Here is a 23,967-nt window from a genome sequence, read left to right on the forward strand (position 1 = left end):
CCGCTTCCCCACGACAACCCGCAAGCCCGCCCCCGACGGGCCGGCCCACGACCCCCTCCTACTACCCCGCCTCGCAGCCGCCCCGCCCGCCGGCCCCGCCGCGACCGGCCCGCCCACCCGCCCCGAGGCCCCATCCCGGGCGGATCCGGCCCCCGCCCGATGCCGCCGCCGACCTACTATCCGGGGGCGAATGTGACGCAGGTCCTGTGGGGCGCCTCACCGCCCGGGCGCCCGAATGTCACCTTCCGTTACCGTCCGCTTGCGTTTCAGGCGGGTCCTGGGCCCGGTTTCTCCTCTCGGACCGGTACGGCCGGCACGGTCAGCGCGCGGCGATCTGCTGGAGTGCCGCGCCTTGGTAGCGGGCGCCGGCGTTCCAGAGGATGAAGGAGTTCATCTTGTTCGCCGCCGCGGCCTTGATCTGTTCGGCCACCTCGGTCGGCCCGTAGGTGCTGCCCATCGAGAAGTCCTGCAGCCACGGGATGATCTCGGCCTGCGTGCCCTTCGCCTGGCGGGCGAAGTCGGCGAGCGAACGCTGCACGATCGCGTACGGGGCGGTGTCGGGCTCGGCGACGCCGTACTCCCCCGGCCCCCAGTGGGACGGGTAGACCATCGGTGCGATGTAGTCGGTGACCTTGGCCAGGGAACCGATGTCCTGTGCGATCTCGGTGGGCCGGGTCGCGGCGATGCCGAAGACGGAGACGCCGAGGTACTTGGCCTGGGGACGCAGGGCGGTCCGGGTGTCGGCGACGAACGAGGTGATGGACTGCTCGGGCGTGGTGGTGCCGATGCCCGGGAAGCGCATGTCCGCCAGCGGGCCGTCCGGTCGGCGCACGTAGTCGTAGAGGATGTCGTCGAAGCCGAGCCGAGCTGCTTCGACGGCGAGGTCCTGGTTGTACTTGCGGACCGTGGGGTTGGCGAAGTTGGTGAAGGACAGGGCTCCGTAGTGCCCGCCGTCGTAGGGCTCTCCGTCCGGGGTCAGCACGAGCTGGTCCTGCTGTCCGGACTTCCAGGCGGCCGAGGCCAGCTTGGGGTCGCGGAAGGCCACGATGCGGCCGATGGCCTGGGCGCCGGCGGCGTGGATCTCGGCGATCGCCTTGCGGGCGTCGTAGTAGCCCTTGGCCGCGCCGATCCGGCGGGCCAGCGGCACCTGGGACGCGTACCCGACCTCGCCGTCCTCGTCCTTGACGTCCAGCTCGACGGCGTTGAGCTTGCCGCTGCGGACCAGGGCGAGGATGTCGCCGCGCAGCGTGTCGTCGCCCCAGCCGATGGCTGTGATGTGCGCGGCTCGGATCATGGGGCGGCGCCCCCGGGCGGACACGTCCTTGGTGGTGGTGTTTCCTGCGCGGTCCACCGCTGTGACCGTGACGACGGGTGTGCCCTTCGGCACCGTGGCCTTGAAGGCCCCGGTCTTGTCGACGGGGACGCTCTTGCCGTTGACGCTCACCCGGGCGTCGGTGGAGGCCTTGCCGGTGATGGTCACCGGGCCGGCCTTCTTGACCTCGGGGTCGGCCACGTTCAGCTCGGGGGCGGTGGCATCCACGCTGAAGCCCACGACCTGGCGGGAGGAGGCGAAGGGGAAGCTGCCGGCGCCGTCCACCACCAGGGTGTGCCGACCCTCTTTGAGGTGCGGAAGTACGAGTTTCAGGCGGGCGCCATCGGCCGTGAGGGGGACCGCGGCGCCGTCCAGGGTGGCGCGCGGCTCGTTCTCGCCGCCCGCCGCGCCGGCGGCGAGGTACGCGCTGACCCGTGCGGCCGCGCGACCGTTGAGGACCGCGCCGTCGCTGACACCCTGGATGCCCGGGCCCGGCGCGAAGAACGTCCAGGCTCCGACGCCCGCTCCGGCCAGCGCGACCGCTCCGGTGGTCGCCATGAGGGCGCGCCGGCGGGCCGAGCGCCGGGGACGGAGGGAGGGGCTGGAATGCGGCGTGCGTGTGGTGAACATCTCGATGTCCTTCGTGCCGTGGCGTGCGCCGGATGTGCCTCCATTCATTGCCGCTCCGTGTGCCGGTCGCCTTGCTCGGCCCGGATTTCACACGGACGGCCCCGATCGGTTCCGGCGCGGCGGCTACGCCATGCAGGGGACAGTGCGGTATGAGCGCTCCCGTCGCAGGTAGTCATGGCGCGACCCCTTGCCTTGGAGGGCTTCTGATGCGCCACCTGCTCGTCCCGCTCGGCGCCCTGACGGGCGCCGCCCTGCTCGCTACCGGCTGTTCCACGGGGCCCTCACCGGCCGTGGGGGGACACCGTGCTGCCGCGTCGTCGGCGGCGGCCGGCCCCGTCACCGCGAAGAGCCCGGCGGACGTCGGGGCCAACGAACTCGGCCAGGTGCCGGTCCTGATGTACCACCAGCTCGTCGAGGAGCCGGCCAGCGTGTACGACCGCACGCCGGCCGATTTCCGGGCCGAGTTGGAACGCCTCGCCCGGGAGAACTACGTGCCGGTGACGGCGCGGGACTTCCAGACGGGCCGCATCGACATCCCGGCCGGCACGCACCCGGTGGTCCTGACGTTCGACGACTCCACCAACAGCCAGGTGCGCCTCGGCCCGGACGGGGCCCCGGCGCCGGGCACCGCGGTCGCCATCCTGGCGGACACGGCGAAGAAGTACCCCGCGTTCAAGCCGGTGGCGACCTTCTTCGTCAACGCGGACGCCTTCTCGGCCACGGGCCCCGCCAAGGCCCTGACGTGGTTGAAGGAGCACGGCCACGAGGTCGCCAACCACACGGGCCGCCACGAGAACCTGCGCTCCCTGGACCAGGCGGACGCCGAGGGGGCGATCTCAGCCGGCCAGGAGGCGATCGAGAAGGCTGCACCCGGGACGCAGGTCACCTCGCTCGCCCTGCCCTTCGGCGCCATGCCCGAGCCTGAGGGGCTCGCCCGACGCGGAACGGGCTACCGGTACGACGGGGTGTACCTCGTGGGGGCCAACCCGTCGGTCTCGCCCTTCGCGAAGGCTTTCACCCCCGGCGCGATCCCCCGGATCCGTTCGGCGGGACGCGATGACGAGGGCGGGGAGGCCGAGTTCGGTTCGTCGAGCTGGCTGGACAAGCTCGCTGCGGGTGGGAACCGGTACACCTCGGACGGGGACCCGAACACCGTCGCCTTCCCGAGCGCCTTGCAGGACGAACTGTCGCCGGCCTTCGCGAAGCGGGCGCGGCCGTACTGACCCCGTGCCGGCACGGCACGGCAGGCGGCGACAGCATCCCGCGGGCAGGAACAACGCGGCCGGCCGTCCTCCCCCGTCCGGCGGCAGCACTGCGAGCCGGCCGCCGGCACTGGGCGCCTAAGATCCCGGAATGAAAATCGAACTGTCGGACGTGCTGGACGAACTGATCGAGCTGCAGGAAGCGACCGACGAAGCGCACGCCGGGTTGGCCCGCCTTCAGGAGGAACTCGGCGACGCGGCTCAGTGGACCGACGAGCAGCACGTGACCTGGCGGGACGCGTGGGAGGACGCACGCGAGCCCTGGTGGCTCCTGGACACGGCCCTGGACCAATACGCGGAGGTGATCGGTCTGGACCGCGACGAGCTGGAGGCCAGGGTGCAGGAGGCGGCAGGCGCGAGGTCGGCCAGCTGACCAGGGGCGGCCACTGCCGGGGAGGTTCGGTCGTACGCGGCCGGGTACGTCCCTGTGCTTGCCCTTCAGCTTCCGCGCCTCGATTCCCGCTCCCTGACGGAACGGAAGACGCGCGCGGGGCGCCCCCTGATGCGCCGAGCGGAGTCGGTGACCCGGTCCTCGACGCCCGCGGCGATGGCCTCGTCCATCGGCGAGGATCGTCGCGAATCCCTCGGGGAAACTGGTGGCACGGCGTGCTCCGGTCCGTACTGGAGGAGGTCCCGGACTTGGCCGACGCCGACTTCGCCGGGCACGCCCTCATCGCCGCCACCCGGGCCGACCTCGTCGAGCGCCCGGCCGGAGCCGGGAGGGCGTGCCGCGCGAACGGCTGCGGGCCCGACTGGCGGAATACGCCGCCAGGGTCGTGGCCGCACGCCAGGACCGGTCAGGCCAGGGCCGCGGTGGCCTCTACCTCGCCTCACCCGGCGTGGCCGGCGGTGTCGGCGCCAGGTACGCGCGGTAGGCGGGCCGGCCCGGGACGTCGGGCAGGGAGTGCGGTTGCCAGCTCCGAGCCCACGGGGGCGGCGGAGAATCTCCCGACACCAGCACGGCCGTCGGCCGGGTGCGCGCCAGGGAAGCGAGCTCACGGGCGGTGATGCTGCCGTCGTGGCCCCCGTACACCTGGCGGGCCGCGCATCCGGTGGCGAATGCGGCGCGGACCGCCTCGATGCCGCTGAGGACGCACGGCGGGCGCACGCCCAGACGGTGCAGTTCTGCGGCGACGGCGGTGAACGCCACCCGGTCGGCGCGGCTGCGGGCGACCACGCCACCGGTGATCGCGAACTGCACGGCCAGGTGGGACACCAGGGCGGCACACAGAGCGGTCAGGGCGAGCGGGCGGGTACGGCACGCGGCGAACAGGCGGTCCAGGCACACCGCGACCGGGATCGCCAGCAGCGCGTAGGCAGGCAGCAGGAAGCGCGGCGCCGCGTAGCCGATCATCAGGAGGTACGGCGCGGCGAGGAACAGTGCGACCGCAGTGGGCAGGGCGACCGGCCTGCCCCGTCCGCTGCGGTACGCGGCGACGAGCCCGCCCGCGGCGAGCAGGGGCAGGGCGAACCACCACAGGGTCGTGACGGGCCGGGGCCACGGTCCATCGCACGGACGGCAGAGCGTCCGCCCGCCGAGGGCGCGCAGCTGGTCGGTGAAGGCCGGGTTCCAGCCGAGACCGCCTTGGATCTCGCTCGCCCTGCGGAGCCTCGGCAGGAGGCCGCCGTAGCGGAGGTACGCCTCGACGGCCCATTCCGCGCCGCCCACCGCGAGGCCGACGACCGGAGCCACCACGAGAGCGGTCCGCCGGCCGGCAGGCACGGCCAAGGCGGCGCAGAGCAGGGGTAGGGCCAGCCACAGGGCGTCACCAGGCCGCATCAGCGCGGCGAACGCGACCCCCGCGGCAACGCCGGCCGGCGCGAGGCGGTCCCGGTGAGGGCGGGCGGCCCGCAGGAAACACCCGACGGTGAAGAGGGCCCCGAAAGCCACCCAGAGGTTGGGCATGGCCTGGGGCCCGTAGAACAGGGCGGTCCACAGCCCCGCGAACAGGCCGCCCGCGAGGGCGAGCACGCGGGTCGGGAGCAGCCCCCTCCACACCCATAGCGAGAGCAGCAGTCCCCCCGCCGCCAGCACGGCCAGGTACACGCGCAGCACCGGGACGGAGGAGGTGAACGCGGCGACGGGGGCGACCAGGTAGGTGATGCCGCGGGCGCGCGGGGCGCTGAAGTAGGCGGCCGGGTGGTCGCCGGACACCTGGCTGACGTACACCGTTTCGTCCCACCCCAGTCCGGTGCCCGGGACGACGAAGAGGAGCTGGAGGAGTCCGTACAAGGAGGCGACGGACCCCAGCCACACCAGGTCGCCCGGCCGCGTGCGGACCGCGGCGGAACCGGCCCGGGCGTTCGCAAGCGGATCCGACACCGTGATGGCCTTCTGGGGCATCGACGTCGTACCTCCGGGGTGAAGGGGGCGGGTGCACCACGCTGCCCGGGTCGGGACGAGCGCGCATTCCGGGTGGCAGTCGGGCGAATCGGCTCGGCTCGCTCGGGCTCGGGCCACGCCGCGTCGGGAATTCTTGACGCGTCGGATTCTTCCGACGCATACTGGGGTCATGCCCACCGATGTGTTCGGCGTGCTGGCCAACCCGGTACGCCGCAGACTGCTCGAGAGCCTGCGTGACGGGGCCCGCTCCACCGGTGAGCTGGCCGGCCTGTTCGAGCTCGGCAGACCTGCCGTCTCCGAGCACCTGGCGGTGCTCCGCACCGCCGGGCTGGTGCGCGAGGAGCCGCGCGGCCGGCACCGCTTCTACCACCTGCAACCGGCCCGGCTGGCCGAGGTGAGCGACTGGCTGCATCCGTTCGAGCACTACTGGAAGCAGCGCCTGGACGCACTGTCCGACCTTCTGGACGAGGAAAACGGAACGTCATGAGCGAGAACAACACGATCACCTGCGAGAAGTTCCTGCCCCACCCGCCGGCGGCGGTGTGGCAGGCCCTGACCGACCCCGGCCTGCACGCCCGCTGGTGGGCGGCCGGCGACGTCAAGCCCGTCGTCGGGCACCGCTTCACGCTCGACATGGGCAACTTCGGCCACCAGCCCTGCGAGGTGACCGAGGTGGAAGCCGAGCGCCTGCTGGCCTACCGGTTCGCCGAGGGCACGCTCGACACCACCATCACCTGGACGCTGCACCCGGAAGGAACGGGCACCCGCCTCGTCCTCACCCACGCCGGCTTCGACCTCGACTCCCCCCTGGGACGGCAGGCGTACGAGGGCATGGGCCGGGGCTGGCCCCACGTCCTGGACAACCTCGCCGCGACCCTGGCCGGGAGTGCCTGACCTTCCGCGGGGAGAGGTCCTCCAGCGCCGACGCTCGGCCGGTTCGACGGCCTTCCTCCCGGTACCGGCGGCCGGGTACCAGGAACTTTTTTGATCTCCCGGGGCAACCAGGCGGGCTCGGCGCGGGTCGTACTGGGGTCGGGTGCGTTTGAACGCCCGGCCCGTATGACACGAGGGGGACATTGTGATCAGGTTGAACCGCGCCCTTGCGACGGCTGCACCGCGGATCGGGGCGGTGCTGACTGCCGGCGCGCTGGTGTGGGGTGCCGGAGCCGTTGCCCAAGCAGCGCCGTCACCGACCCCGGCGCTCCCGGACACCGCGGCCGGCAGCCAGAGCCCGGACGGGCCGAAGGGCTCCCCCGACCAGTTCCGCGGCCTCGCCACCTCCGAGGAACTCCTCGACACCACGGTCGAGAACGGCCAGAAGCAGAGCCTCCGCCTCGGGTTCAGGGTCATCGCCGACAAGCCCGTCCAGGGGGCGGAGCTGGGCATCCACCTGCCGCCGGGCCTGGAGCTGAATGCCCAGGAGCGCCCGTCGAACTGCGAATACTTCAAGGTCGACCCGGTGCGGGAGTACCGCGACGCGTACCTGTTCTGCAGCTTCACCGGCACCTTCGAGCCGGGCGCGTACTACCGGATCGACACGGGGCTGACCGTCACCGCGACCCCGGTGCTGTGGCGGGACCGGTTCTACGTCACCTGGACGCCGGGCGGGAAGCCGATCTACAAGCCGGAGCAGGGCGGGGTCAAGGGAACGGCCGCGGCCATCAAGGCCGTTCCGTCCGATCCGTTCAAGGAGTGGCCTTTCTGGGGCCGCGAGGTGGCAGTCGAAAACCCGGCGAACCAGCCCGACTTCACCGTGGACGGGGCCACGGGCAGCGGTCCGGCCGGGGGCCAGGTGCTGCTCAACCCGGGCTGGCAGATCAAGGGCACCGGATCGGTGGCCACCGCGGCCGCCGACGGCAAGGTGGTGGAGACCGAGTTCGTACTGCCGCCCGGCATCAGCTTCGTCGGCGGCCGCCCGGGTCCGGAGGGGCGCCGCGTGTTCGGCGGTACCGGCGGCTCGGTGAAGGGCATCTTCAAGATCGAGCCTTGGGTCAAGCCGGGCACCTACCTGGGCGAGTACCGGTACAAGGCCGACCGCGGCCCCGGCGAGCTGAGCATCGCCGACATCGACCGGGACCTGGGCAACAACGCGGCCAAGCTCACCATCACCGTGACGCCGGCCGACACCACGCCGCAGCCCGGCCCGTCGGCGTCCGCCTCGGCCTCGGCCACACCCTCGCCCTCGGCCTCCGCGAGCACCGGCACCACCGCCCCCGCCAACGCGGCGGGACCGAACGGCGGTACGGGCGGCAACCTGGCCGACACCGGATCCAGCGCACTGGCCATGGGCGGGCTCGCCGCTGTGGCCGTGACCCTCGGCGGAGCGCTGTACGCCGTGGCCCGGCGCCGCCGTTCCGCGTGACCGCCAGGCCCTGAGCAGCACCAGCGCGGGGGCCTGGACGCGCGTGCGGCCGGCGGGGGCGGCCGAGGTCAGGGCAGGTCGGGCAGCGGGCGGGTGGAGATCTCGTGGGCCTCGTTCGCCGGGAGTCCGAGCATGCGCAGGATCATCTCGGCCATCTGCTCGCCGGCCGCGGCGTCGAGATCGCGCGCCGAGTTGAGCTGGATCAGACCGATCAGCGCGCCGCCGACCGCGGACAGGGCCACGAGCGGGTCTTCGAAGGTGAAACGGCCGGACGCCTTGCCGACCTCCAGGTCACGCAGGGCGCGCGGCCCGAGCCCGGTGGCGGCGTGGATGTGGGGCAGGCCGCGCAGGCGCAGGATCTGCGTGATCTCGGGATGCGAGGCGGCCAGCCGCAGCGTGAGGCGGACGCTGGCGGCGAAGACTGCGGCGGGGTCGTCGATGCCCTCGGTGACCCTGTCGAGCAGCTGGCCGTACTCCTCCAGGGCGTCACCGACCGCCGCGTCGAACAGGTCGTTCTTGGTCTCGAAGTGGTTGTAGAACGTGCCGAAGCCCACGTCGGCGCGGTCGGCGATCTCCTGGATGCTGGCCGAGGTCTCGCCGGTCTCGGCCAGGATCTGCCGTGCGGCGCCGATCAGCGCCTGGCGGGTGCGCGCCCGGCGGCGTTCGAAGCGGTTCGCGGTCGCCGGGCCGCCGCTGGTGTCGGGCTGGTTCTGCATCCCGCCAGTCTAGGCGCATTCAGATCTGATGATTCCATCAACCCCTGCACTTGACGATTGGGCACTCAAGTCTGATGCTTCTATCAGTTAAGAGCTTCTCATCAGAAGCGTGTCCGTTCGAGCCACCACCGACGGAGCCCCCATGTCGGACGACCGAGCCCGCCCGCCCGGGCCCACCACCGCCCACCAGGACCTGCACAGCGAGCACGGGGCGCTGCGCGGGGAGCATCCCGGCCGTGCCCGGCAGCCCGTGATCAAAGTGGCGGACCTGGCCTGGCTGGAGTTCGAGAAACCCGATCTGGCCCGCGCCGAGGTGTTCGCCCGCGACTTCGGCTTCGCCGTCGCCGCGCGCACCGGCAGGGCGCTGTATCTGCGCGGCACCCTGCCCGGTTCGGCGTGCGCGGTCGTGCGCCGGGGCCGCACCTCGCGGTTCCTCGGCCCGGCGTTCCGGGCCGCCGAGCGCGCGGATCTGGACCGGCTGGCCCGCGCCACCGGCCATCCGGTCCGCGAGCTCGGGGAGTTCGGCGGTGGGCGGGTCGTGGACCTGGCCGACCCGTCCGGCTTCCCGGTCCGCGTCGTCCACGGCACCGAGCGGCTCCCGGCCCTGCCCGAGCAGCCCGCGCTCCCGCTCAACTTCGGCGGCCGCCGCATCCGGACCAACACCGCCCAGCGCCCGCCGCGCGAACCCGCCCGGATCCAGCGGCTGGGCCACGTGGTGCTGGAGACGCCGAGGTTCACCCGGGCCCTGGACTGGTACCTGGAGACCCTCGGGCTGATCGTCAGCGACTTCCTGTTCCTGGACGGCCGGCGCGACCGCGGGCCCACGATGGCGTTCATCCGCTGCGACCAGGGCAGCACCCCGGTCGACCACCACACCCTCGCGATGCACCTGGGCCCGCGCACCGGCTACGTCCACTCCGCCTACCAGGTCACCGACCTCGACGCGATCGCAGCCGGCGGGCAGTACCTCGCCGAGCGCGGCTACCAGCGCAGCTGGGGCATCGGCCGGCACGTCCAGGGAAGCCAGCTCTTCGACTACTGGCGTGACCCCGACAGGCTGATGGTCGAGCACTTCGCCGACGGCGACCTGTTCGACTGCGACCTGGAACCCGGCTGGGCCCCGATGTCCGCGAGCGGCCTGGCCCAGTGGGGCCCGCCCGCCACCCGCGACTTCCTCGGCGCCCACCCCTCCCCCGCCCTGATCCGCGAGGTGGTGCGCGCCCTGCGCGCCGACAACGAGATCGACCCCGGCCGCCTGCTGGGCCTGATGAAAGCGATGAACCGATGAGCGTCAACGTCCTGCGCACCGCCGACGGCTGGTACGCCGTCCGCGATCAGCGCGCCGTCCGGATCCGGACCGCGGCCGCCACCACCGCCGCACTGCTGGCCGACCGGGACGCCGTCACCGCCGCCGTGCACAGCACCGACGCCGGAGTTCCGGTCGCCGACCTCGCGGTGCTCTCCCCGGTCACCCCAGGGTGCCGGGTCGTGGCCCAGATGGCGAACTTCGCCTCGCACGCGGCCGATGCGGGCCTTGCTCCGAACAGCGTCCCGCTCGCGTTCTTCCGCAAGGCGTCCGGCTCGATCAGCGGCCCGTACGAGGACATCGTCAAGCCCGCCCACGTCCGGCTGCTCGACTACGAAGTGGAGATCGGCCTCGTCATCGGCGCACCGCTCCCGGTCGGCACCGAGGTCACCGCCGCGGACCTCGCCCGCCACGTCGCCGCCCTCGTGGTCACCAACGACGTCTCCGCCCGGGACCTGCAGCTGCCCAAGACCCAGTTCTACGAGGCCAAGTCCTACCCCACGTTCACCCCCACCGGGCCGGTGCTGGTGCTGCTGGAGGAGGGCGACCTCGACCGGTTCGCCGAGCTGCGGTTGCGCCTGTGGGTCAACGGCGAGCTGCGGCAGGACATGCCCGCCTCCGACATGATCCACGGGCCTCTCAAGGCCCTCCGGGCGCTCACCGGCTTCCAGCGGCTGGACCCCGGCGACCTGCTGCTGACCGGTACCCCGGTCGGCACCGCGCTCAGCGCGCCGCCCAAGCCGGTCGAGGTCCTGGGCTCGCTGCTGCCGGCCGCGACCAAGTGGCGGCTGTTCTTCAAGTCCCAGGCCAAGAACCCGAAGTACCTGCGGGACGGCGATCTGGTGGAGGCGGCCGTCGCCACCGACGACGGCAGGCTCGACCTGGGCCGCCAGCGCACGACGGTGAGGTACGCGCGGTGACCGAGGACCTGCTGTGGCCCGGCTACCGCGGCCCCGACGACCTGCCCTCGATCGAGGCGATCCCGCTGGAGGCGCGCGGTCTGCCCGGCTCGACGTACGACCTGCTCGTGCGAGCGGCGAGCACCTGGCCGGACCGCACCGCCCTGACGGTGCTGCCCGACGCTGACCGGTGGCGCGAGCCGGCCCGGCTGACGTTCGCCGGCCTGCTGGAGCAGGTGCACCGCCACGCGAACCTGCTGCACCGTCTCGGGGTGCGGCGCGGCGACGCCGTGGCCCTGATGTCACCCAACTGCGCGGAACTCATACCGGCCATTCTGGCCGCCCAGCTCGCCGGGATCGCCGCGCCGCTGGGCGGCGCACTCGCCCCGGACCACCTGGGCGAGCTGCTGAGGCGTTCCGGCGCGCGGGTCCTCATCGCCGCAGGACCCGAGCTGGCCCCGGAGGTGTGGGCGAAGGTCCCCGAGCTGACGGGCGGGCTGGACGCGGTCCTGGTGCTCCGCCCCACGGGGGCGCAGGCCCCTTCGGTGCCGCTGCCGAGACTCGGCGGTGTCCTGGTCGGCGAACTGGCGGAGCTGTCACGGGACGACGACGCGTCCGGATTCGCGGGCGAGACACCCGCGGCGGGTGACCTGGCGGCGTTCTTCCACACCGGTGGCACGACGGGCACCCCCAAGCTCGCCGCGCACACCCACGCGGGCGAGGTCGCCAACGCCTGGATGATCGCTGCCGACTCGATGCTCGACGGCGACGCCGCCCTCTTCGCCGCCCTTCCCCTGTTCCACGTCAACGCCCTCGTCGTGACACTGCTGGCGCCGCTGTTCAAGGGCCGGCAGGTGGTGTGGGCAGGACCACTCGGCTATCGCGAACCGGCCCTGTACGCCGAGTTCTGGTCGATCGTCGAGCACTACGGCATCACCGCCATGAGCGCCGTACCGACCGTCTACCAGGTGCTCGCCCAGTGCCCCGTCGGCGCGGCGGACATCAGCAGCCTGCGGCACGCCATGGTCGGCGCGTCGCCGCTGCCCGACGCCGTCCGCACCGCGTTCGAGGCCCACACGGGGGTGACGCTGGTCGAGGGCTACGGCCTGACCGAGGCCACCTGTGCCAGCGCCCGCAGCTTTCCCGACGCGCCGCGCCCCGGCGCCGTCGGGCAGCGCATGCCCTACCAGCACGTCAAGGTCGTCCACCCGGACTCGTGGACGGAGCTCCCCGCCGGGCAGACCGGCCTGCTGGCGATCGGCGGCCCGACCGTGTTCGCCGGCTACGTCACCGGCCGCGACGACCGGGGCCGTCCGGTCCTCGACGGCCTCGGCAAGCTCGTGGACGGCTGGCTCGACACCGGTGACCTGGCCCGTCTCGACGCAGACGGGTTCGTCCGCCTGGCCGGCCGCGCCAAGGACCTGATCATCCGCGGCGGCCACAACATCGACCCGGCCGCCATCGAGGACGCGCTGCTCGCCCACCCGCACGTCACCGGCGCCGGCGCGGTCGGACGCCCTGACCCGCACGCGGGCGAGGTCCCCGTGGCGTACGTGACCCTCGCGCCGGAAGCGGACGTGAGCGAGGACGAGCTCCGCCGGTGGGCCGCCGAGCGCGTCCCGGAACGCGCGGCCGCCCCGAAGTCCGTCACCATCCTTGCCGCGCTGCCGGTGACCGATGTCGGCAAGCCCTACAAACCCGCCCTGCGGGCGGACGCCACCCGGATCGCCGTCGCGGAGGCCCTGGCCGGCCACGGCCACGACGCCCGCGTCGACGCGGCGATCGAGGACGGCTCCGTCCTCGTGTCCGTCACCCCCGGCACCGGTGACCGCAAGGCCATCAGCGCGGTCCTCGACCAGTACGCCCTGCGCTGGACCTGGTCCCGGCCGACGCCCGGACCGGTGATGTCATGACCGTCCGCCCCGTCCCGGTCGTCGTCATCGGCGCCGGCCCCACCGGGCTGGCCGCGGCGACGCTGCTGGGCCAGTACGGCATCGAGACCCTCCTGCTGGACCGCTGGGACTCGGTCTACCCCCTGCCGCGGGCGGTCCACCTGGACGACGAGATCTACCGGCTGCTCGCCCGTCTCGGCGTCGCCGAGGAGTTCGCCGCGATCTCCCGCCCCGCCCACGGCCTGCGGCTCCTGGACCGCGAGCTGCGGGTGCTGGCCGAGTTCCGGCGCGGCGCCGCCGTCGGCCGCCACGGCCACCCCGAGGCCAACATGTTCGACCAGCCCCAACTGGAGGAGCTGCTGCGCACCCACCTCGAACGGCACCCGACCGTCACCTTGCGCGGCAACGTGGAGGTCACCGGGATGGAGCAGTCCGACGGAGGGCCGGTGCGCATCCGGCTCACCGACCGGAGCACCGGCGAGAACGGCACCGTGACCGCCGGGTACGTGCTCGGCTGCGACGGCGCGAACAGCCTGACCCGCTCGACGATCGGCTCCACCCTGCAGGACCTGGCCTTCACGCAACGCTGGCTGGTGGTCGACATCGCCACCGACGCCGACCTGGCCCAATGGGAGGGCGTGCACCAGGTCTGCGACCCGGTGCGTGCCGCCACCTACATGCGCATCGCCGAGCGCCGCTACCGCTGGGAGTTCCAGCTCCTGCCCGATGAACGCGCCGACGACTACCGCGACATGAGCCGCCTGCACCCCCTCATCCGACCCTGGACCGGCAACCTCCCCGCAGACGAACTGCAGCTCGTGCGCACGGCGGAGTACACCTTCCGCGCCCAGATCGCCGACCACTGGCGCAAGCAGCGCATCTTCCTGCTCGGCGACGCCGCCCACCTCACCCCGCCCTTCATCGGCCAGGGCATGGGCGCCGGCCTGCGCGACGCCGCCAACCTCGCCTGGAAGCTCGCCGCCGTCCTCGACGGCCGTCTCCCCGAACACGTGCTGGACAGCTACGAGGCCGAACGCAAGCCCCACGCCCGCTCGATGATCACCCTCGCCAAGCTGGTCGGCACCGCGATGACCGCGGGCGGGGACACCGGCAGTGCCCTTCGCCGTCTGCTCGCACCCCGCCTGCACCGGCTTCCCGGCCTGAGCAGCCGCATTCTCGACAGCCGGACCCCGGCCCTGCACCGCTCAGCCCTGGTCGACCGCGGACGGCTCGGGCTCGGCCTCGCGGGACGTCTGTGCCCCAACGCGCCGTTGTCGGACGGCCGGCGCCTCGACGACCTGGCCGCGGGCCGCTACGCGCTGGTCACGTCCGCAGCCGCCACCCCCGCCCTGCGCTCCGAGGTCCACGACCGCGGCGGTGTCCTGGTCACCGCCCCACCCGGCACCGCCCTGCACCGCTGGCTCCGCCGGGGCCGCACCGCAGCTGCACTGGTCCGCCCCGACGGCACCGTCCAACGCACCGCACCTGACCCGAAGGCCCTGTGCGCACTCCTGCCCGCACCGAGACCCTGCGGGCTCGCCACCGGCAGATCCCGGTAGGCCCGTCCCACCCTCAGCAGGCCACCCGCCAACACCCCTTGCGCCGTCGCCGGCACCGCAGTGCTGCGCCGCCGCCCACCGGACGACAGGTCGCGAAGGGGCCTCGGGATTTGCCTATAGGCTTTAGGCGAATACATAGTGTCTGTAGGCGACGGGAAGCAGGTGATGGTGGTGGGCAGGGCAGGTCTGAGTCCGGAGCGGCTGACGCTCGCCGGTGCGGAACTCGCCGATGAAGCCGGATTCGAGCAGGTGACCCTTTCGGCGCTCGCCCGGCGCTTCGACGTGAAGGTCGCGAGCCTGTACTCGCACCTGAAGAACTCCCAGGAGCTCAAGACCCGGATCGCGCTGTTCGCGCTGGAGGAACTCGCCGACCGGGTCGCCCACGCCGTGGCCGGGCGGGCAGGCAAGGACGCCCTGATCGCCTTCGCGAACGCCTACAGGGACTACGCCCGAGCGCACCCCGGCCGGTACGACGCAGCCCGCTTCCGGCTCGACCCGCAGACGGCCGCCGCCAGCGCCGGCGTCCGGCACGCACAGATGACACGCGCGATCCTGCGCGGCTACGACCTGGCAGAGCCGGACCAGACCCACGCCGTCCGCATGCTGGGCAGCGTCTTCCACGGCTACGTCAGCCTGGAGGCAGCCGGCGGCTTCAGCCACACGGACGTCGCCTCGCAGGAGTCCTGGGCCTGGACCCTGGACTCCCTCGACGCCGCGCTGCGGAACCGGGCCGCCCGCTGACCAGCGGCGCGCCACCCTCCGCAACCCGATCCACCCCTACGCCCAGAACCGGCAGGCCGAGGCAATGAGCACCGTTCAGAACTGGACCACCACCCCCCTCACCGCCGACTTCCTGCGCGGACACCTCGAGGTGGAGCGGACCGCGCGGGGGCTGCTGCCGCACCGGCTGCCCGCATGGGCACGCCGACAGATCCCCGACGACCTCCTGACTCTGGCCGAGGCCCAGCCGTCCGGCGTCCGGCTGGCCTTCCGCACCCGCGCCACCGCCGTCGAACTGGACACGCTGCCCACCAAGCGGGCCTACAAGGGCTTTCCGCCCCCGCCCGACGGCGTGTACGACCTCCTGGTCGACGGCCGACTCACCGCGCAGGCCACCGTGGTCGGCGGGAACCTCCACACGATCAGCGACATGCTCACCCAGACCGCGGACTTCACCGAGGGATCGGCGGGCACCGCCCGCTTCACCGACCTCCCCGACGGCGAGAAGAACGTCGAGATCTGGCTCCCGCATGCGGAGATCACCGAGGTGATCGCCCTGCGCACCGACGCTCCCGTCGAACCCGCTCGGGACAGCGGACGCCGAGTGTGGCTGCACCACGGCAGTTCCATCAGCCAGGGCTCGAACGCCGTTCACCCGAGCGGCATCTGGCCCGCCCTGGCCGCGTCCGCAGGCGGCGTGGAACTGGTCAACCTCGGGTTCGGCGGCGGTGCGCTGGTGGACCCGTTCACCGCGCGTGCGATGCGGGACACCCCCGCCGACCTGATCAGCGTCAAGCTCGGCATCAACGTCGTCAACAGCGACGCGATGCGCCGGCGTGCCTTCGCCCCCGCCATCCACGGCTTCCTCGACACCATCCGCGAGGGGCACCCGACGACACCCCTGCTCGTGGTGTCGCCGCTCCTGTGCCCGACCCACGAAGGCACCCCCGGGCCTCTCATGCCGGACTTCGACGGCGGGACCCTCCGCTTCAAGGCCACCGGCGATCCGGCCGACACCGCCGCCGGGCGCCTGACGCTCACGGTCATCCGCGACGTCCTTGCCGGCATCGTCGAGCAGCGGGCCGGCGAGGACCCGAACCTCCACTACCTCGACGGCCGCGAGCTCTACGGGCAGAACGACCACGCCGAGCTCCCGCTCCCGGACGCGCTCCACCCCAGCCCCGAAGGGCACCGCCGCATCGGCGAGAACTTCGCAAGGCTCGCGTTCGCGGACAACGGCCCCTTCACCCACAAGACAGCCTGACCCCGGCCCACGCGTCTCGACAGCACACTCGCAGCCGCCCGGGTTCATCGCGACCGGCATGTCCGCCGCTGGGCCGCTGCGGCAGACCGCGACACAACCTGAGCCCGGCTGCCCCCGCTGCCTCGGCAACTGCGGGGCAGCGGGACGCCAGGCGGTCGGCGGTGAGAGCCCCCTCCCCCGTGAGGCACTCCTCAAGGCGGTTCGTTCCGCCGGGCCCCTGCGGCCCGGTCCCGCCCCGGCGTGGGGGTTCACCTGATGCTGTGGCCTAATGGGCGCATGACACTGGACGAGGGCCGGCGCGTGCGGCTGGCGAGCGAGTTGAAGCTGCCCCTGGCCGGTGACTTCGACGGTCCTTCGCTCCTGCTCGCGGCGGGCAACGAGGGCACCGTCGAACGCGTCACCGAACACCCCCGCGAGGAGACCCCCGAGGCGGCCGAATACCTCCGGCTCGCCTCCCTCCTCGACGCCTACGGCCCGCAGATGCCTCCTGCGAGCAAGAAGCAGCTGGAGGAGCGGGTGGAGGCCTTGGAGCCGGAGTGGCGTGCGTACGAGCAGCGCCGTCTCCGGGTGACCGTACGGGTCCGCCTCGACAACGGCTTCGTCCTCGACGACGCGGAAGACACGCTCTTCGCCCCGCTGGTGCCCTGAGCCGTCGGCCCCGGTACGTGCCGTCCCGCCGGGAACGGGCTGCCTACGCCTCCCGCCGGCCCGGGCTCGGGGCGGCAGCCCCGGGGTGGTCCAGTTGGCGGCGCATGTCGAGCAGATGGTGGCGCAGCTCGTGCAGGGTGTGCACGGCGAGCCAGCGCAGGGAGCGTTTCGTCCGCTCGGGGTAGGTGTAGATCAGCGTGCGCTCCCAGTCGGCGGGCGTCAGGCGATCGAGGGAATGGGCGAACAGCGATGCCGCTTCGCGCAGTTGCCGGGCGACGTCGGTCGGCTCCTGGTCGCCGTATCCGTCGAGCTCGGCCCGCTCGTCGCGTCCCATGGGCTCGGCGACCGGCGTGTCGCAACGCCGCGCGGCCAGCAGGCGTTCCCGTTGCACGAGCAGCACATCGCGCATGTGGCAGGCGTACTCGAGGGGTGACCACACCTGCGGCGCCGGGCGCCGCCGCAGCACCGACGGCTCTGCCTTCAGGAGCTCGGCGTACGCGTCCGCGTGGCTCCTGGCGAGCGCCGGGACCTCAGGACCCTGGGCAAGGTCGTAAACGAAATCGCATTCCGTGCAGGCCATCACACACCGACGTTAGCAAGCCCCTGCCCTGCCGGCAGCCCCCCGCGGTCCCGCACCACTCGACGCCGGTCGGGCCCGGTCGAGGGGGAGGGCGTACGGTGCTGATGTGATCACAGGGGAGAACACGATGGGGACGGCGTTGCTGCTCGCGGCTGCACCGGCAGGCAAAGGCCGACTCATCGACGCCACCAGTACTCTGCCCACCCTCGCGGCTGTCCCGCCGAGTACCTTGACCGGAACCGCGGCGGGCACGATCGTCGAACTGGCCGACCCGACGGACCAGCAGACCGTGCTCACCCGCGTGCGTGCGGCCGCCGCCGCCTCCGGTCCGCTGAGCCTGTTCCTCATCGGGCAGCTCCACATCGACGGCAAACACGGGCGCGTCCACCTCGCCTTGGCCCGGACCACACCGGCGACCCTGCGGTACACCGCGCTGCCTTGGGAGTGGCTGGTCAACGAGCTCAAGCCACGCCGCCCGGCCTCCACGAGGGTGGTCGTCGACCTGATCGCCGACCCCGATGCGTGGGAGCAGATCCGCGCGCACGGCCTCACCCTCGGCCACGGGGTGTCCCTCTACGGCCGCGTGGCGCCGGCACTGCCCCGCCGTCGGCTCGCCCAGCCGGCCTATCTGAAGGCTGTGGCCGGCACGTGGCGCAGTGGTGTGAACCCGCCGCTGCCCGAGCTGCACGCGAAGGCCGCCGCCCAGGCCGGCCATGAGGGGGCACTCCTCCTCGCCGTCGACGGCACGCCGGCTCCGGCTCCCGCTCCGGCTCCGGCTCCGGCAGACACGGCAGCCGCTCCGCTCGACGCCACCGCCGAGGGCCCGCTGCCCGCGATCCTCGCCGCCGCGCACGCCGGCCGGCACGGTGAGGCCGCCTCGCTCGCCGCGCGATGGGAGGCCTGGGCGCTTCAGGCACACGGTCCGGGATCCGCGCAGGCCGTCCACTGGCTCGAGGTGCGGGCCGATCTGGCCCACCTCGCCGGAGATCCGGGATCGAGCTGCGAGTTGTGGATGGCGGCCGCCGGCGCCCGCCTCGCTCGCCATCAGGCCCCGGATTCCCCGGCAGTCCAGGCCGCAGTGGACCGTGCGCACCACCAGTGGCAGCAACTCCGGGACCCGCAGCGGGCTCGCGACCTCGGCCCGCACCTGGTCTCGCTGCGCCGCCGCGTCCCCGGCCGGCGCCCGGGAGCCACGGAAGCCGCGCAGCGCCGACTGGAGATCCTCCACTCCTCGCCGCGGTCTCTCCCTGCGGCCCAGTAGGACCGCCGGCCTCCGGCCTCCGGCCCGCTGCGGGAGGGGCACGTCCGGGGGCGTGCGGGGTGTCACGCCTCGGGCGGGTCGGCGGTGAGGGCGGACAGGATTTTGTCGGGGGTCAGGGGCAGCTCGCGCAGGCGTCGGCCGGTGGCCTGGCTCACGGCATTGCCGATCGCCGCCGCGGCCCCGACGATGCCGATCTCCCCGATCCCCTTGCTGCCCATCGGGTTGAGGTGCTTGTCGTGCTCGTCGATCCAGTGGGCCTCGACGGCCGGGACGTCGGCGTTCGCCGGCACGTGGTAGGCGGCCAGGTCGCGCTCCGCGAAGTCACCGAACACCGGGTCCAGGCCGGCGTGTTCGGTCAGGGCCATCCCCAGTCCCATCACCATCCCCCCGATGAACTGGGAGCGGGCCGTGCGGGGGTTGAGGACGCGGCCTGCGGCGAAGACGCCCAGCAGCCGGCGGACGCGTACCTCTCCGGTGACCGTGTCGGCCTGGACCTCGGCGAAGTGCGCCCCGAAGGCGTGGCGCGCGTACGGGGACCTCTGGTTCGCGGACTGGGTGGTGTCGGCGGAGGCGGAGAGCCCTGCCTCGGGCAGCGGCCCCCGGTGCCGGGCCAGCCGGTCGGTCAGGGCGGTGCACGCGTCGTGCACCGCCCAGCCCCAGGACGCCGTGCCGGTGGAGCCGCCGGCGACGGGGCCCGGGGGCAGCGCACTGTTGCCGAGGGACAGCGAGACCGCGTCGAGCGGGACGCGCAGGGCGTCGGCGGCGATCTGGGAGAGGACCGTACGGGCACCGGTCCCGATGTCGGTGGCGTTGACCTCGACGAGGTAGCTGCCGTCGGGGCGGGCGTGGGCCCGGGCGCCGGCGGGGGCGATGTACACGGGGTAGGTGGCGGCGGCCACGCCGCTGCCGATCAGGAGCGGCCCCTCCCGCAGCGGGGGCCGGCGGCCGGGCCAGCCGAAGCGGCGTGCGCCCTCGCGCAGGCACTCCACGAGGTGGCGGCTGCTGAACGGACGGCCGCTGTCGGGCTCGGTGGCCGGTTCGTTGCGTACGCGCAGCTCGACCGGGTCCATCCCGAGGGCATCGGCCAGCTCGTCCATGGCCGACTCCAGGGCGTACATGCCGGGGGTCTCGCCGGGGGCCCGCATCCAGGAGGGGGTGGGCACGTCGAGCGCGGTGACGCGGTGGGTGGTGCGGCTGTCCTGGACGGCGTACATCACCCGGGCGGGTACGGCGGCCTGCTCGACGAACTCGCGCACCTGCGAGGTGTGCGTGGTGACCTCGTGGATGAGGGAGGTGAGGACGCCGTCGGGGCGGGCGCCGAGCCGGACGCGGTGCAGGGTGGGGGCGCGGTGGCCGACGGTGGCGGCCATGTGCTGTCGGGGCAGGGCCAGGGTGACGGGGCGCCCGCAGTGGCGGCTGGCCATGACGGCGAGGACGACGTGGGGGCGCGGTGTGCCCTTGGAGCCGAATCCGCCGCCCACGTGCTCGGCCAGGACGGTGATGCGGTCCTCCGGCAGCCGGAACAGTCCGGCCAGGACGGCCCGCACGACCGTGGTGCCCTGGCAGGAGTCGTACACGGTGAGGTGGCCGCGCCCGGCGTCCCAGTCCGCGGTGGCGGCGTGCGGCTCCATCGCGTGGTTGTGCAGGGGCGGCACGCAGTAGCGGGCGTCGACGCGCACGAGCGCGGCGGCGAAGGCGGCGTCGGGGTCTCCCTGTTCGCGGTGCGCCGGGTAGCCGCCGTTGACTTCCCCGGGGGTGTACAGGCCGGGGTGCCCCTCGTGCAGGGTGACGTCGTGGGGCTCCGCCTCGTAGGTGACGCGCACCGCTTCGGCGGCGGCCCGGGCCCCCTCCAGGGTGTCGGCGATGGCCAGCGCCACGTACCACCCGCGGTGCGGCACCCGCAGGTCCTGGAGCAGTTGGAGCGTGGGGTCGTCGGAGGGGCCCAGGCGGGGTGCGTCGTACGGGGTCAGGACGCCCAGTACGCCGGGCAGGGCCAGGGCGGCGGCGGTGTCGACGGCGGTGATCCGCCCGCGGGCGATCGTCGCGGGCACCGGCCAGGCGTAGGCCCGCTGCGGCAGGTGCCGTTCGGCGGCGTAGCGGGCGGCGCCGGTCACCTTCTCGCGGCCTTCGCGCCGCGGGACGGGCTCACCGAGCAGGGCCCGGGCGGTGGTGTCGAGGGTGGCGGAGGTGGGGCTCATGGTGGTCCTGTTCCTGGTCGGTGGCGCCGCTCACGGCGTGGCGGGGGAACCGGGGTGCGTACCGGCCAGCGCGGCGACGGCGTCGCAGGCGAGGTTGCGGGCGAGGGGGATCTTGTACGCGTTGTCGCGCAGGGGTTCGGCCCGGGCCAGTTCCGCGTCGACGGCCGCGCGGACCGCGTCCGGGTGCGGCTCGGCGCCGGTCAGCCGCGCCTCGGCCGTCGTGGCCCGCCAGGGCCGGTGGGCGAGGCCGCCGAAGGCGAGGGCGATCCGGCGCACGCGGCCGTCGTGGAGGTCGAGGACGACGGCGACCGATGCGAGGGCGAAGGCGTACGAGGCGCGTTCGCGGGCCTTGCGGTAGAGCGAGGCGGAGCCGGGCGCCGCGGCGGGCAGGAGCACCGCCGTGACGATCTCCCCGGGGCGGATGACGGTGTCCTGCTCGGGGTGGTCGCCCGGGAGCCGGTGGAACTCGGCGGCCGCGACGGTGCGGGTGGTGTCCGGTGCGCCGTACAGCTCGACTTCGGCGTCCAGCGCGGCGAGGGCCACGGCCATGTCGGAGGGGTGGGTGGCGATGCAGTGCTCGGAGTGCCCGAGTACCGCGTGGTCGCGGTGGATCGCGTCGCGGGCCCCGCAGCCGCTGCCGGGCTCGCGCTTGTTGCACGGCTTGGAGGGGTCCTGGAAGTAGGTGCAGCGGGTGCGCTGGAGCAGGTTGCCGCCGGTGGTGGCGACGTTGCGCAGCTGGCCGGAGGCGCCGGCGAGCAGGGCCTGCCCGAGCAGCGGGTAGCGGGAGCGCACGCGGGGGTCGGCGGCCAGGTCGCTGTTGCGGACGGTGGCGCCGATGCGCAGGCCCCCGTCGGGGAGTTCGGTGATCTCCCCCAGGGGGAGCCGGGAGACGTCGATGAGGGCGGTGGGCGTCTCGACGCCCAGTTTCATCAGGTCCACGAGGTTCGTGCCGCCGGCGAGGTAGCGGGAGCCGGGGTGGGCGGCGTAGGCGTCGGCGGCCTCTCGCAGGCTGGTGGCGCGCACGTAGGCGAAGGGCTTCATGCGATCGCCTCCGCGCCGGTCCCGGTGGCTGCGGCGTCCGCAGCCGCGTCGGCGACGGCCCGCACGATCGCGGGGTAGGCGCCGCAGCGGCAGAGGTTCCCGCTGAGCCGCTCCCTGATCTCCTCGGGGGTCAGGGCGGCGGGCCCGGCCTGGGCAGGGGTGGGGGTGACGTGCGAGGGGTGTCCGGCGGCGGCCTCGCGGAGCGCGCCGACGGCGGAGCAGAGCTGGCCGGGGGTGCAGTAGCCGCACTGGAAGGCGTCGTGTTCGATGAAGGCGCGCTGGAGCGGGTGGAGGGAGCCGTCGGGGGCGGCGAGGCCTTCGACGGTGGTGATGTCGCTGCCGTCTAGGGCGACGGCGAGCAGCAGGCAGCTGTTGGCGCGCCGTCCGTCCACGAGGACGGTGCAGGCGCCGCACTGTCCGTGGTCGCACCCCTTCTTGGCGCCGGTCAGCTCGAGGTGCTCGCGCAGGGCGTCGAGGAGCGTGACGCGGTGGTCCAGGTCGAGGTCGTGCCGGACCCCGTTGACGCGCAGGGTCAGGCGGGAGCGGGCGGCACCGCCGACCGCTGCGTCCGGCGTGTGCGTCTCCGGTCCGGGATCGCCGCCGTGCGCCGGCCGGGGTGCGGGCGGGTCGGTTGCGTGGGCCACGGCGAACTCCCTTGTCGTCCGTTGGGGGAGGGAACATCCGTCCCACCGCCCAGCCTGGCCCCTCTCCCGCCCGCACGCGCCGCACGCCTCCGGCAGCCTCCGGGAGGCTCCCCCGTACGGCCGACCGGGCGTCCTCGGGAGCCGTCCGCGGGGCAGCCGGGGCCGTCCCGCTGCCGAGCCCCCGGTGAGGCCCACGGGCCGCGGCGGTGCCGGTCGCGGCCTTCCCGGCGGCTCAGTCCTGCCAGGGGAACAGCAGGGCGTCGACGTCGGGGGCGCGGCTGCCGAAGTGGTACCCGCGCAGGCCGGTGACCCGAATGCCGCCGGGGGCTGTCGTCGATCCGGCGGAAGCCGGCCTCCTCCAGTGCCCGGCGGGCAGGGTGCCGGTCGTCGTCGGCGGTGGCGGTGGTAGGTGCCGTCGCCCTGCCGGTGGTACTCCCCCGCGGACACCGGCGTGCCCGGCGGCGAGAGCGGCCGGGGCCGGCGCGGGACTCGCACGCGCGAGCCGGTCGGCCGGGTCGGCCGGCCGGGTCGGTCGGCCGGGTCGCTCGGTGCCCAGGGCTTCGAGGAGCCATCGCGGATCGCTCCGCTGCCCGCACCGGGGAGCGTACGCGTGGACGAGCGCCCGCCGCAGTTCCCCGTCCAGGCCGTCGGCCCTGGTCCGCGGGCTGCCGAGCCGCTCGTCCAGCCCGCGGGTCCCGCTCCGTGCGTGCGCCTGCACCGTGCCGCGTACGGTGCGAAGCGGCGGACCTCGGGTCGGTCCTCGCCGAGCCCGTCCAGGACCGCGTCGGGCGCCGTGGTGCTCCACCTGGGCGCCGAGGCCGGCCTCCCCGATCTCCCGCCACCGCTGCCGGGGCGAGGCCGTGAGCGCCGCCAGGCCCGTGGCGGCGGTCCGGGCGCCGAGCAGGCCGCGGGCCTGCAGGACCGCCTCGGCGACGCCGTACGCACCCTCCCCGCCCCGTTCCCCGTCGCGCAGCCGTAGCAGGAGCTCCGCTCGGTCCGCGAGGAGGTCCGGCAGGGCGATGCACACCTCCGCCGTCTCGCCCGCGTCCCTGATCCGGTCGGCGAGGCCGGGGACCCGGGGCTCCGGTAGGCCGGCGAGCGCGTGCGCGCGGATGCGGCGGCGCCACCAGGCGTTGCCGGTGGCCAGGACGTAGCGGGCGAGGGCGTCGGGGTCGTGGTCGTGCAGGGCCGCGGTGTCGGGCCGTGGCATCGCCCGATGCGGAAGATCGACATGCTGATACCGGGGCGCGGGCAGCCCCGGGGGCCGACGGGGCCGGTTCGCCGCGTGGCCGGTCCACCGCCCTGCGGGGTCACGCCCGAGCAGCAGCC

Annotated in this window: 21 protein-coding genes; 13 read left to right on the forward strand and 8 right to left on the reverse strand. The window is 73.8% G+C overall.

Annotated features, from left to right (window positions below):
* Positions 1–319: 319 nt before the first annotated feature.
* A complete protein-coding gene (locus AB0953_RS32885; protein WP_366863246.1) occupies positions 320–1,990 on the reverse strand; it encodes a putative glycoside hydrolase in 1,671 nt (556 codons plus the stop codon).
* A 158-nt stretch (positions 1,991–2,148) separates the two neighbouring features.
* On the opposite strand from AB0953_RS32885, the gene AB0953_RS32890 reads away from it, so the two are divergent.
* The gene (locus tag AB0953_RS32890) at positions 2,149–3,165 is read left to right on the forward strand and encodes a polysaccharide deacetylase family protein (protein WP_366863247.1); all 1,017 of its coding nucleotides are present in this window, start codon (positions 2,149–2,151) and stop codon (positions 3,163–3,165) included.
* A 130-nt stretch (positions 3,166–3,295) separates the two neighbouring features.
* The gene (locus AB0953_RS32895) at positions 3,296–3,577 is read left to right on the forward strand and encodes a hypothetical protein (protein ID WP_366863248.1); all 282 of its coding nucleotides are present in this window, start codon (positions 3,296–3,298) and stop codon (positions 3,575–3,577) included.
* Positions 3,578–4,024: 447 nt separating this feature from the next.
* On the opposite strand, the gene AB0953_RS32900 is transcribed toward AB0953_RS32895, so the two are convergent.
* Positions 4,025–5,548 carry a hypothetical protein gene (locus AB0953_RS32900; protein ID WP_366863249.1) on the reverse strand — a complete coding sequence of 508 codons (1,524 nt, stop codon included), beginning with the start codon at positions 5,546–5,548 and terminating at the stop codon, positions 4,025–4,027.
* Positions 5,549–5,717: 169 nt separating this feature from the next.
* Between AB0953_RS32900 and AB0953_RS32905 the strand changes: the two genes are divergently transcribed.
* From AB0953_RS32905 to AB0953_RS32915, 3 genes are all read left to right on the forward strand, one after another.
* Positions 5,718–6,035: a metalloregulator ArsR/SmtB family transcription factor gene (locus AB0953_RS32905; protein ID WP_366863250.1), complete on the forward strand. Its 318-nt coding sequence runs from the start codon at positions 5,718–5,720 to the stop codon at positions 6,033–6,035.
* Positions 6,032–6,442, forward strand: coding sequence for an SRPBCC domain-containing protein (locus tag AB0953_RS32910; RefSeq protein WP_366863251.1), 411 nt, complete (start codon positions 6,032–6,034; stop codon positions 6,440–6,442). The genes AB0953_RS32905 and AB0953_RS32910 overlap by 4 nt, the downstream gene beginning before the upstream one ends.
* Before the next feature lie 184 nt (positions 6,443–6,626).
* Positions 6,627–7,910, forward strand: a complete 1,284-nt coding sequence (locus tag AB0953_RS32915; protein WP_366863252.1) for a hypothetical protein — start codon at positions 6,627–6,629, stop codon at positions 7,908–7,910.
* Between the two features lie 68 nt (positions 7,911–7,978).
* Here AB0953_RS32915 and AB0953_RS32920 read toward each other — a convergent pair whose 3' ends face one another.
* Positions 7,979–8,626 carry a TetR/AcrR family transcriptional regulator gene (locus AB0953_RS32920; RefSeq protein ID WP_366863253.1) on the reverse strand — a complete coding sequence of 216 codons (648 nt, stop codon included), beginning with the start codon at positions 8,624–8,626 and terminating at the stop codon, positions 7,979–7,981.
* 142 nt (positions 8,627–8,768) lie between these two features.
* On the opposite strand from AB0953_RS32920, the gene AB0953_RS32925 reads away from it, so the two are divergent.
* From AB0953_RS32925 to AB0953_RS32955, 7 genes are all read left to right on the forward strand, one after another.
* Positions 8,769–9,914 carry a VOC family protein gene (locus AB0953_RS32925; protein ID WP_366863254.1) on the forward strand — a complete coding sequence of 382 codons (1,146 nt, stop codon included), beginning with the start codon at positions 8,769–8,771 and terminating at the stop codon, positions 9,912–9,914.
* Positions 9,911–10,852 carry a fumarylacetoacetate hydrolase family protein gene (locus AB0953_RS32930; protein WP_366863256.1) on the forward strand — a complete coding sequence of 314 codons (942 nt, stop codon included), beginning with the start codon at positions 9,911–9,913 and terminating at the stop codon, positions 10,850–10,852. Before AB0953_RS32925 ends, AB0953_RS32930 begins: the two co-directional genes overlap by 4 nt.
* Positions 10,849–12,744, forward strand: a complete 1,896-nt coding sequence (locus tag AB0953_RS32935; protein ID WP_366863258.1) for an acyl-CoA synthetase — start codon at positions 10,849–10,851, stop codon at positions 12,742–12,744. Before AB0953_RS32930 ends, AB0953_RS32935 begins: the two co-directional genes overlap by 4 nt.
* On the forward strand, positions 12,741–14,282 hold the full coding sequence (locus AB0953_RS32940; RefSeq protein WP_366863259.1) for a bifunctional 3-(3-hydroxy-phenyl)propionate/3-hydroxycinnamic acid hydroxylase: 1,542 nt from the start codon (positions 12,741–12,743) through the stop codon (positions 14,280–14,282). The genes AB0953_RS32935 and AB0953_RS32940 overlap by 4 nt, the downstream gene beginning before the upstream one ends.
* A gap of 171 nt (positions 14,283–14,453) precedes the next feature.
* Positions 14,454–15,023, forward strand: a complete 570-nt coding sequence (locus tag AB0953_RS32945; protein ID WP_366863286.1) for a WHG domain-containing protein — start codon at positions 14,454–14,456, stop codon at positions 15,021–15,023.
* A 64-nt stretch (positions 15,024–15,087) separates the two neighbouring features.
* Positions 15,088–16,266 carry a GDSL-type esterase/lipase family protein gene (locus AB0953_RS32950; RefSeq protein WP_366863260.1) on the forward strand — a complete coding sequence of 393 codons (1,179 nt, stop codon included), beginning with the start codon at positions 15,088–15,090 and terminating at the stop codon, positions 16,264–16,266.
* A gap of 276 nt (positions 16,267–16,542) precedes the next feature.
* A complete protein-coding gene (locus tag AB0953_RS32955; protein ID WP_366863261.1) occupies positions 16,543–16,914 on the forward strand; it encodes a hypothetical protein in 372 nt (123 codons plus the stop codon).
* A gap of 43 nt (positions 16,915–16,957) precedes the next feature.
* Here the strand turns inward: AB0953_RS32955 and AB0953_RS32960 are convergent, their stop codons facing one another.
* Positions 16,958–17,494 (reverse strand): DinB family protein, encoded by a 537-nt coding sequence (locus tag AB0953_RS32960; protein ID WP_366863287.1) that lies wholly within the window; start codon positions 17,492–17,494, stop codon positions 16,958–16,960.
* A gap of 106 nt (positions 17,495–17,600) precedes the next feature.
* Between AB0953_RS32960 and AB0953_RS32965 the strand changes: the two genes are divergently transcribed.
* On the forward strand, positions 17,601–18,755 hold the full coding sequence (locus AB0953_RS32965; RefSeq protein ID WP_366863262.1) for a hypothetical protein: 1,155 nt from the start codon (positions 17,601–17,603) through the stop codon (positions 18,753–18,755).
* 62 nt (positions 18,756–18,817) lie between these two features.
* Here the strand turns inward: AB0953_RS32965 and AB0953_RS32970 are convergent, their stop codons facing one another.
* The 4 genes from AB0953_RS32970 to AB0953_RS32985 all read right to left on the reverse strand — a co-directional run bounded on the left by AB0953_RS32970 (position 18,818) and on the right by AB0953_RS32985 (position 23,848).
* Positions 18,818–20,953, reverse strand: a complete 2,136-nt coding sequence (locus AB0953_RS32970) for a xanthine dehydrogenase family protein molybdopterin-binding subunit (RefSeq protein ID WP_366863263.1) — start codon at positions 20,951–20,953, stop codon at positions 18,818–18,820.
* Between the two features lie 30 nt (positions 20,954–20,983).
* Entirely contained in the window at positions 20,984–21,994 is a 1,011-nt protein-coding gene (locus AB0953_RS32975; RefSeq protein ID WP_366863264.1) for a xanthine dehydrogenase family protein subunit M, read from the reverse strand.
* The gene (locus AB0953_RS32980; protein ID WP_366863288.1) at positions 21,991–22,530 is read right to left on the reverse strand and encodes a 2Fe-2S iron-sulfur cluster-binding protein; all 540 of its coding nucleotides are present in this window, start codon (positions 22,528–22,530) and stop codon (positions 21,991–21,993) included. Before AB0953_RS32980 ends, AB0953_RS32975 begins: the two co-directional genes overlap by 4 nt.
* Positions 22,531–22,870: 340 nt before the next feature.
* Positions 22,871–23,848: a hypothetical protein gene (locus tag AB0953_RS32985; RefSeq protein ID WP_366863265.1), complete on the reverse strand. Its 978-nt coding sequence runs from the start codon at positions 23,846–23,848 to the stop codon at positions 22,871–22,873.
* Between the last annotated feature and the right edge of the window lie 119 nt (positions 23,849–23,967).

The organism is Streptomyces sp. NPDC046866, assembly GCF_040704625.1.
Taxonomy (GTDB): domain Bacteria; phylum Actinomycetota; class Actinomycetes; order Streptomycetales; family Streptomycetaceae; genus Streptomyces.

Coding starts and splice junctions, on each gene's coding strand:
- AB0953_RS32910 (WP_366863251.1), top strand. CDS start 6,032: ATGAGCGAGAACAACACGATCACCTGCGAGAAGTTCCTGCCCCACCCG.
- AB0953_RS32985 (WP_366863265.1), bottom strand. CDS start 23,848: ATGCCACGGCCCGACACCGCGGCCCTGCACGACCACGACCCCGACGCC.
- AB0953_RS32950 (WP_366863260.1), top strand. CDS start 15,088: ATGAGCACCGTTCAGAACTGGACCACCACCCCCCTCACCGCCGACTTC.
- AB0953_RS32895 (WP_366863248.1), top strand. CDS start 3,296: ATGAAAATCGAACTGTCGGACGTGCTGGACGAACTGATCGAGCTGCAG.
- AB0953_RS32960 (WP_366863287.1), bottom strand. CDS start 17,494: ATGGCCTGCACGGAATGCGATTTCGTTTACGACCTTGCCCAGGGTCCT.
- AB0953_RS32940 (WP_366863259.1), top strand. CDS start 12,741: ATGACCGTCCGCCCCGTCCCGGTCGTCGTCATCGGCGCCGGCCCCACC.
- AB0953_RS32900 (WP_366863249.1), bottom strand. CDS start 5,548: ATGCCCCAGAAGGCCATCACGGTGTCGGATCCGCTTGCGAACGCCCGG.
- AB0953_RS32920 (WP_366863253.1), bottom strand. CDS start 8,626: ATGCAGAACCAGCCCGACACCAGCGGCGGCCCGGCGACCGCGAACCGC.
- AB0953_RS32975 (WP_366863264.1), bottom strand. CDS start 21,994: ATGAAGCCCTTCGCCTACGTGCGCGCCACCAGCCTGCGAGAGGCCGCC.
- AB0953_RS32955 (WP_366863261.1), top strand. CDS start 16,543: ATGACACTGGACGAGGGCCGGCGCGTGCGGCTGGCGAGCGAGTTGAAG.
- AB0953_RS32930 (WP_366863256.1), top strand. CDS start 9,911: ATGAGCGTCAACGTCCTGCGCACCGCCGACGGCTGGTACGCCGTCCGC.
- AB0953_RS32970 (WP_366863263.1), bottom strand. CDS start 20,953: ATGAGCCCCACCTCCGCCACCCTCGACACCACCGCCCGGGCCCTGCTC.
- AB0953_RS32905 (WP_366863250.1), top strand. CDS start 5,718: ATGCCCACCGATGTGTTCGGCGTGCTGGCCAACCCGGTACGCCGCAGA.
- AB0953_RS32890 (WP_366863247.1), top strand. CDS start 2,149: ATGCGCCACCTGCTCGTCCCGCTCGGCGCCCTGACGGGCGCCGCCCTG.
- AB0953_RS32885 (WP_366863246.1), bottom strand. CDS start 1,990: ATGAATGGAGGCACATCCGGCGCACGCCACGGCACGAAGGACATCGAG.
- AB0953_RS32925 (WP_366863254.1), top strand. CDS start 8,769: ATGTCGGACGACCGAGCCCGCCCGCCCGGGCCCACCACCGCCCACCAG.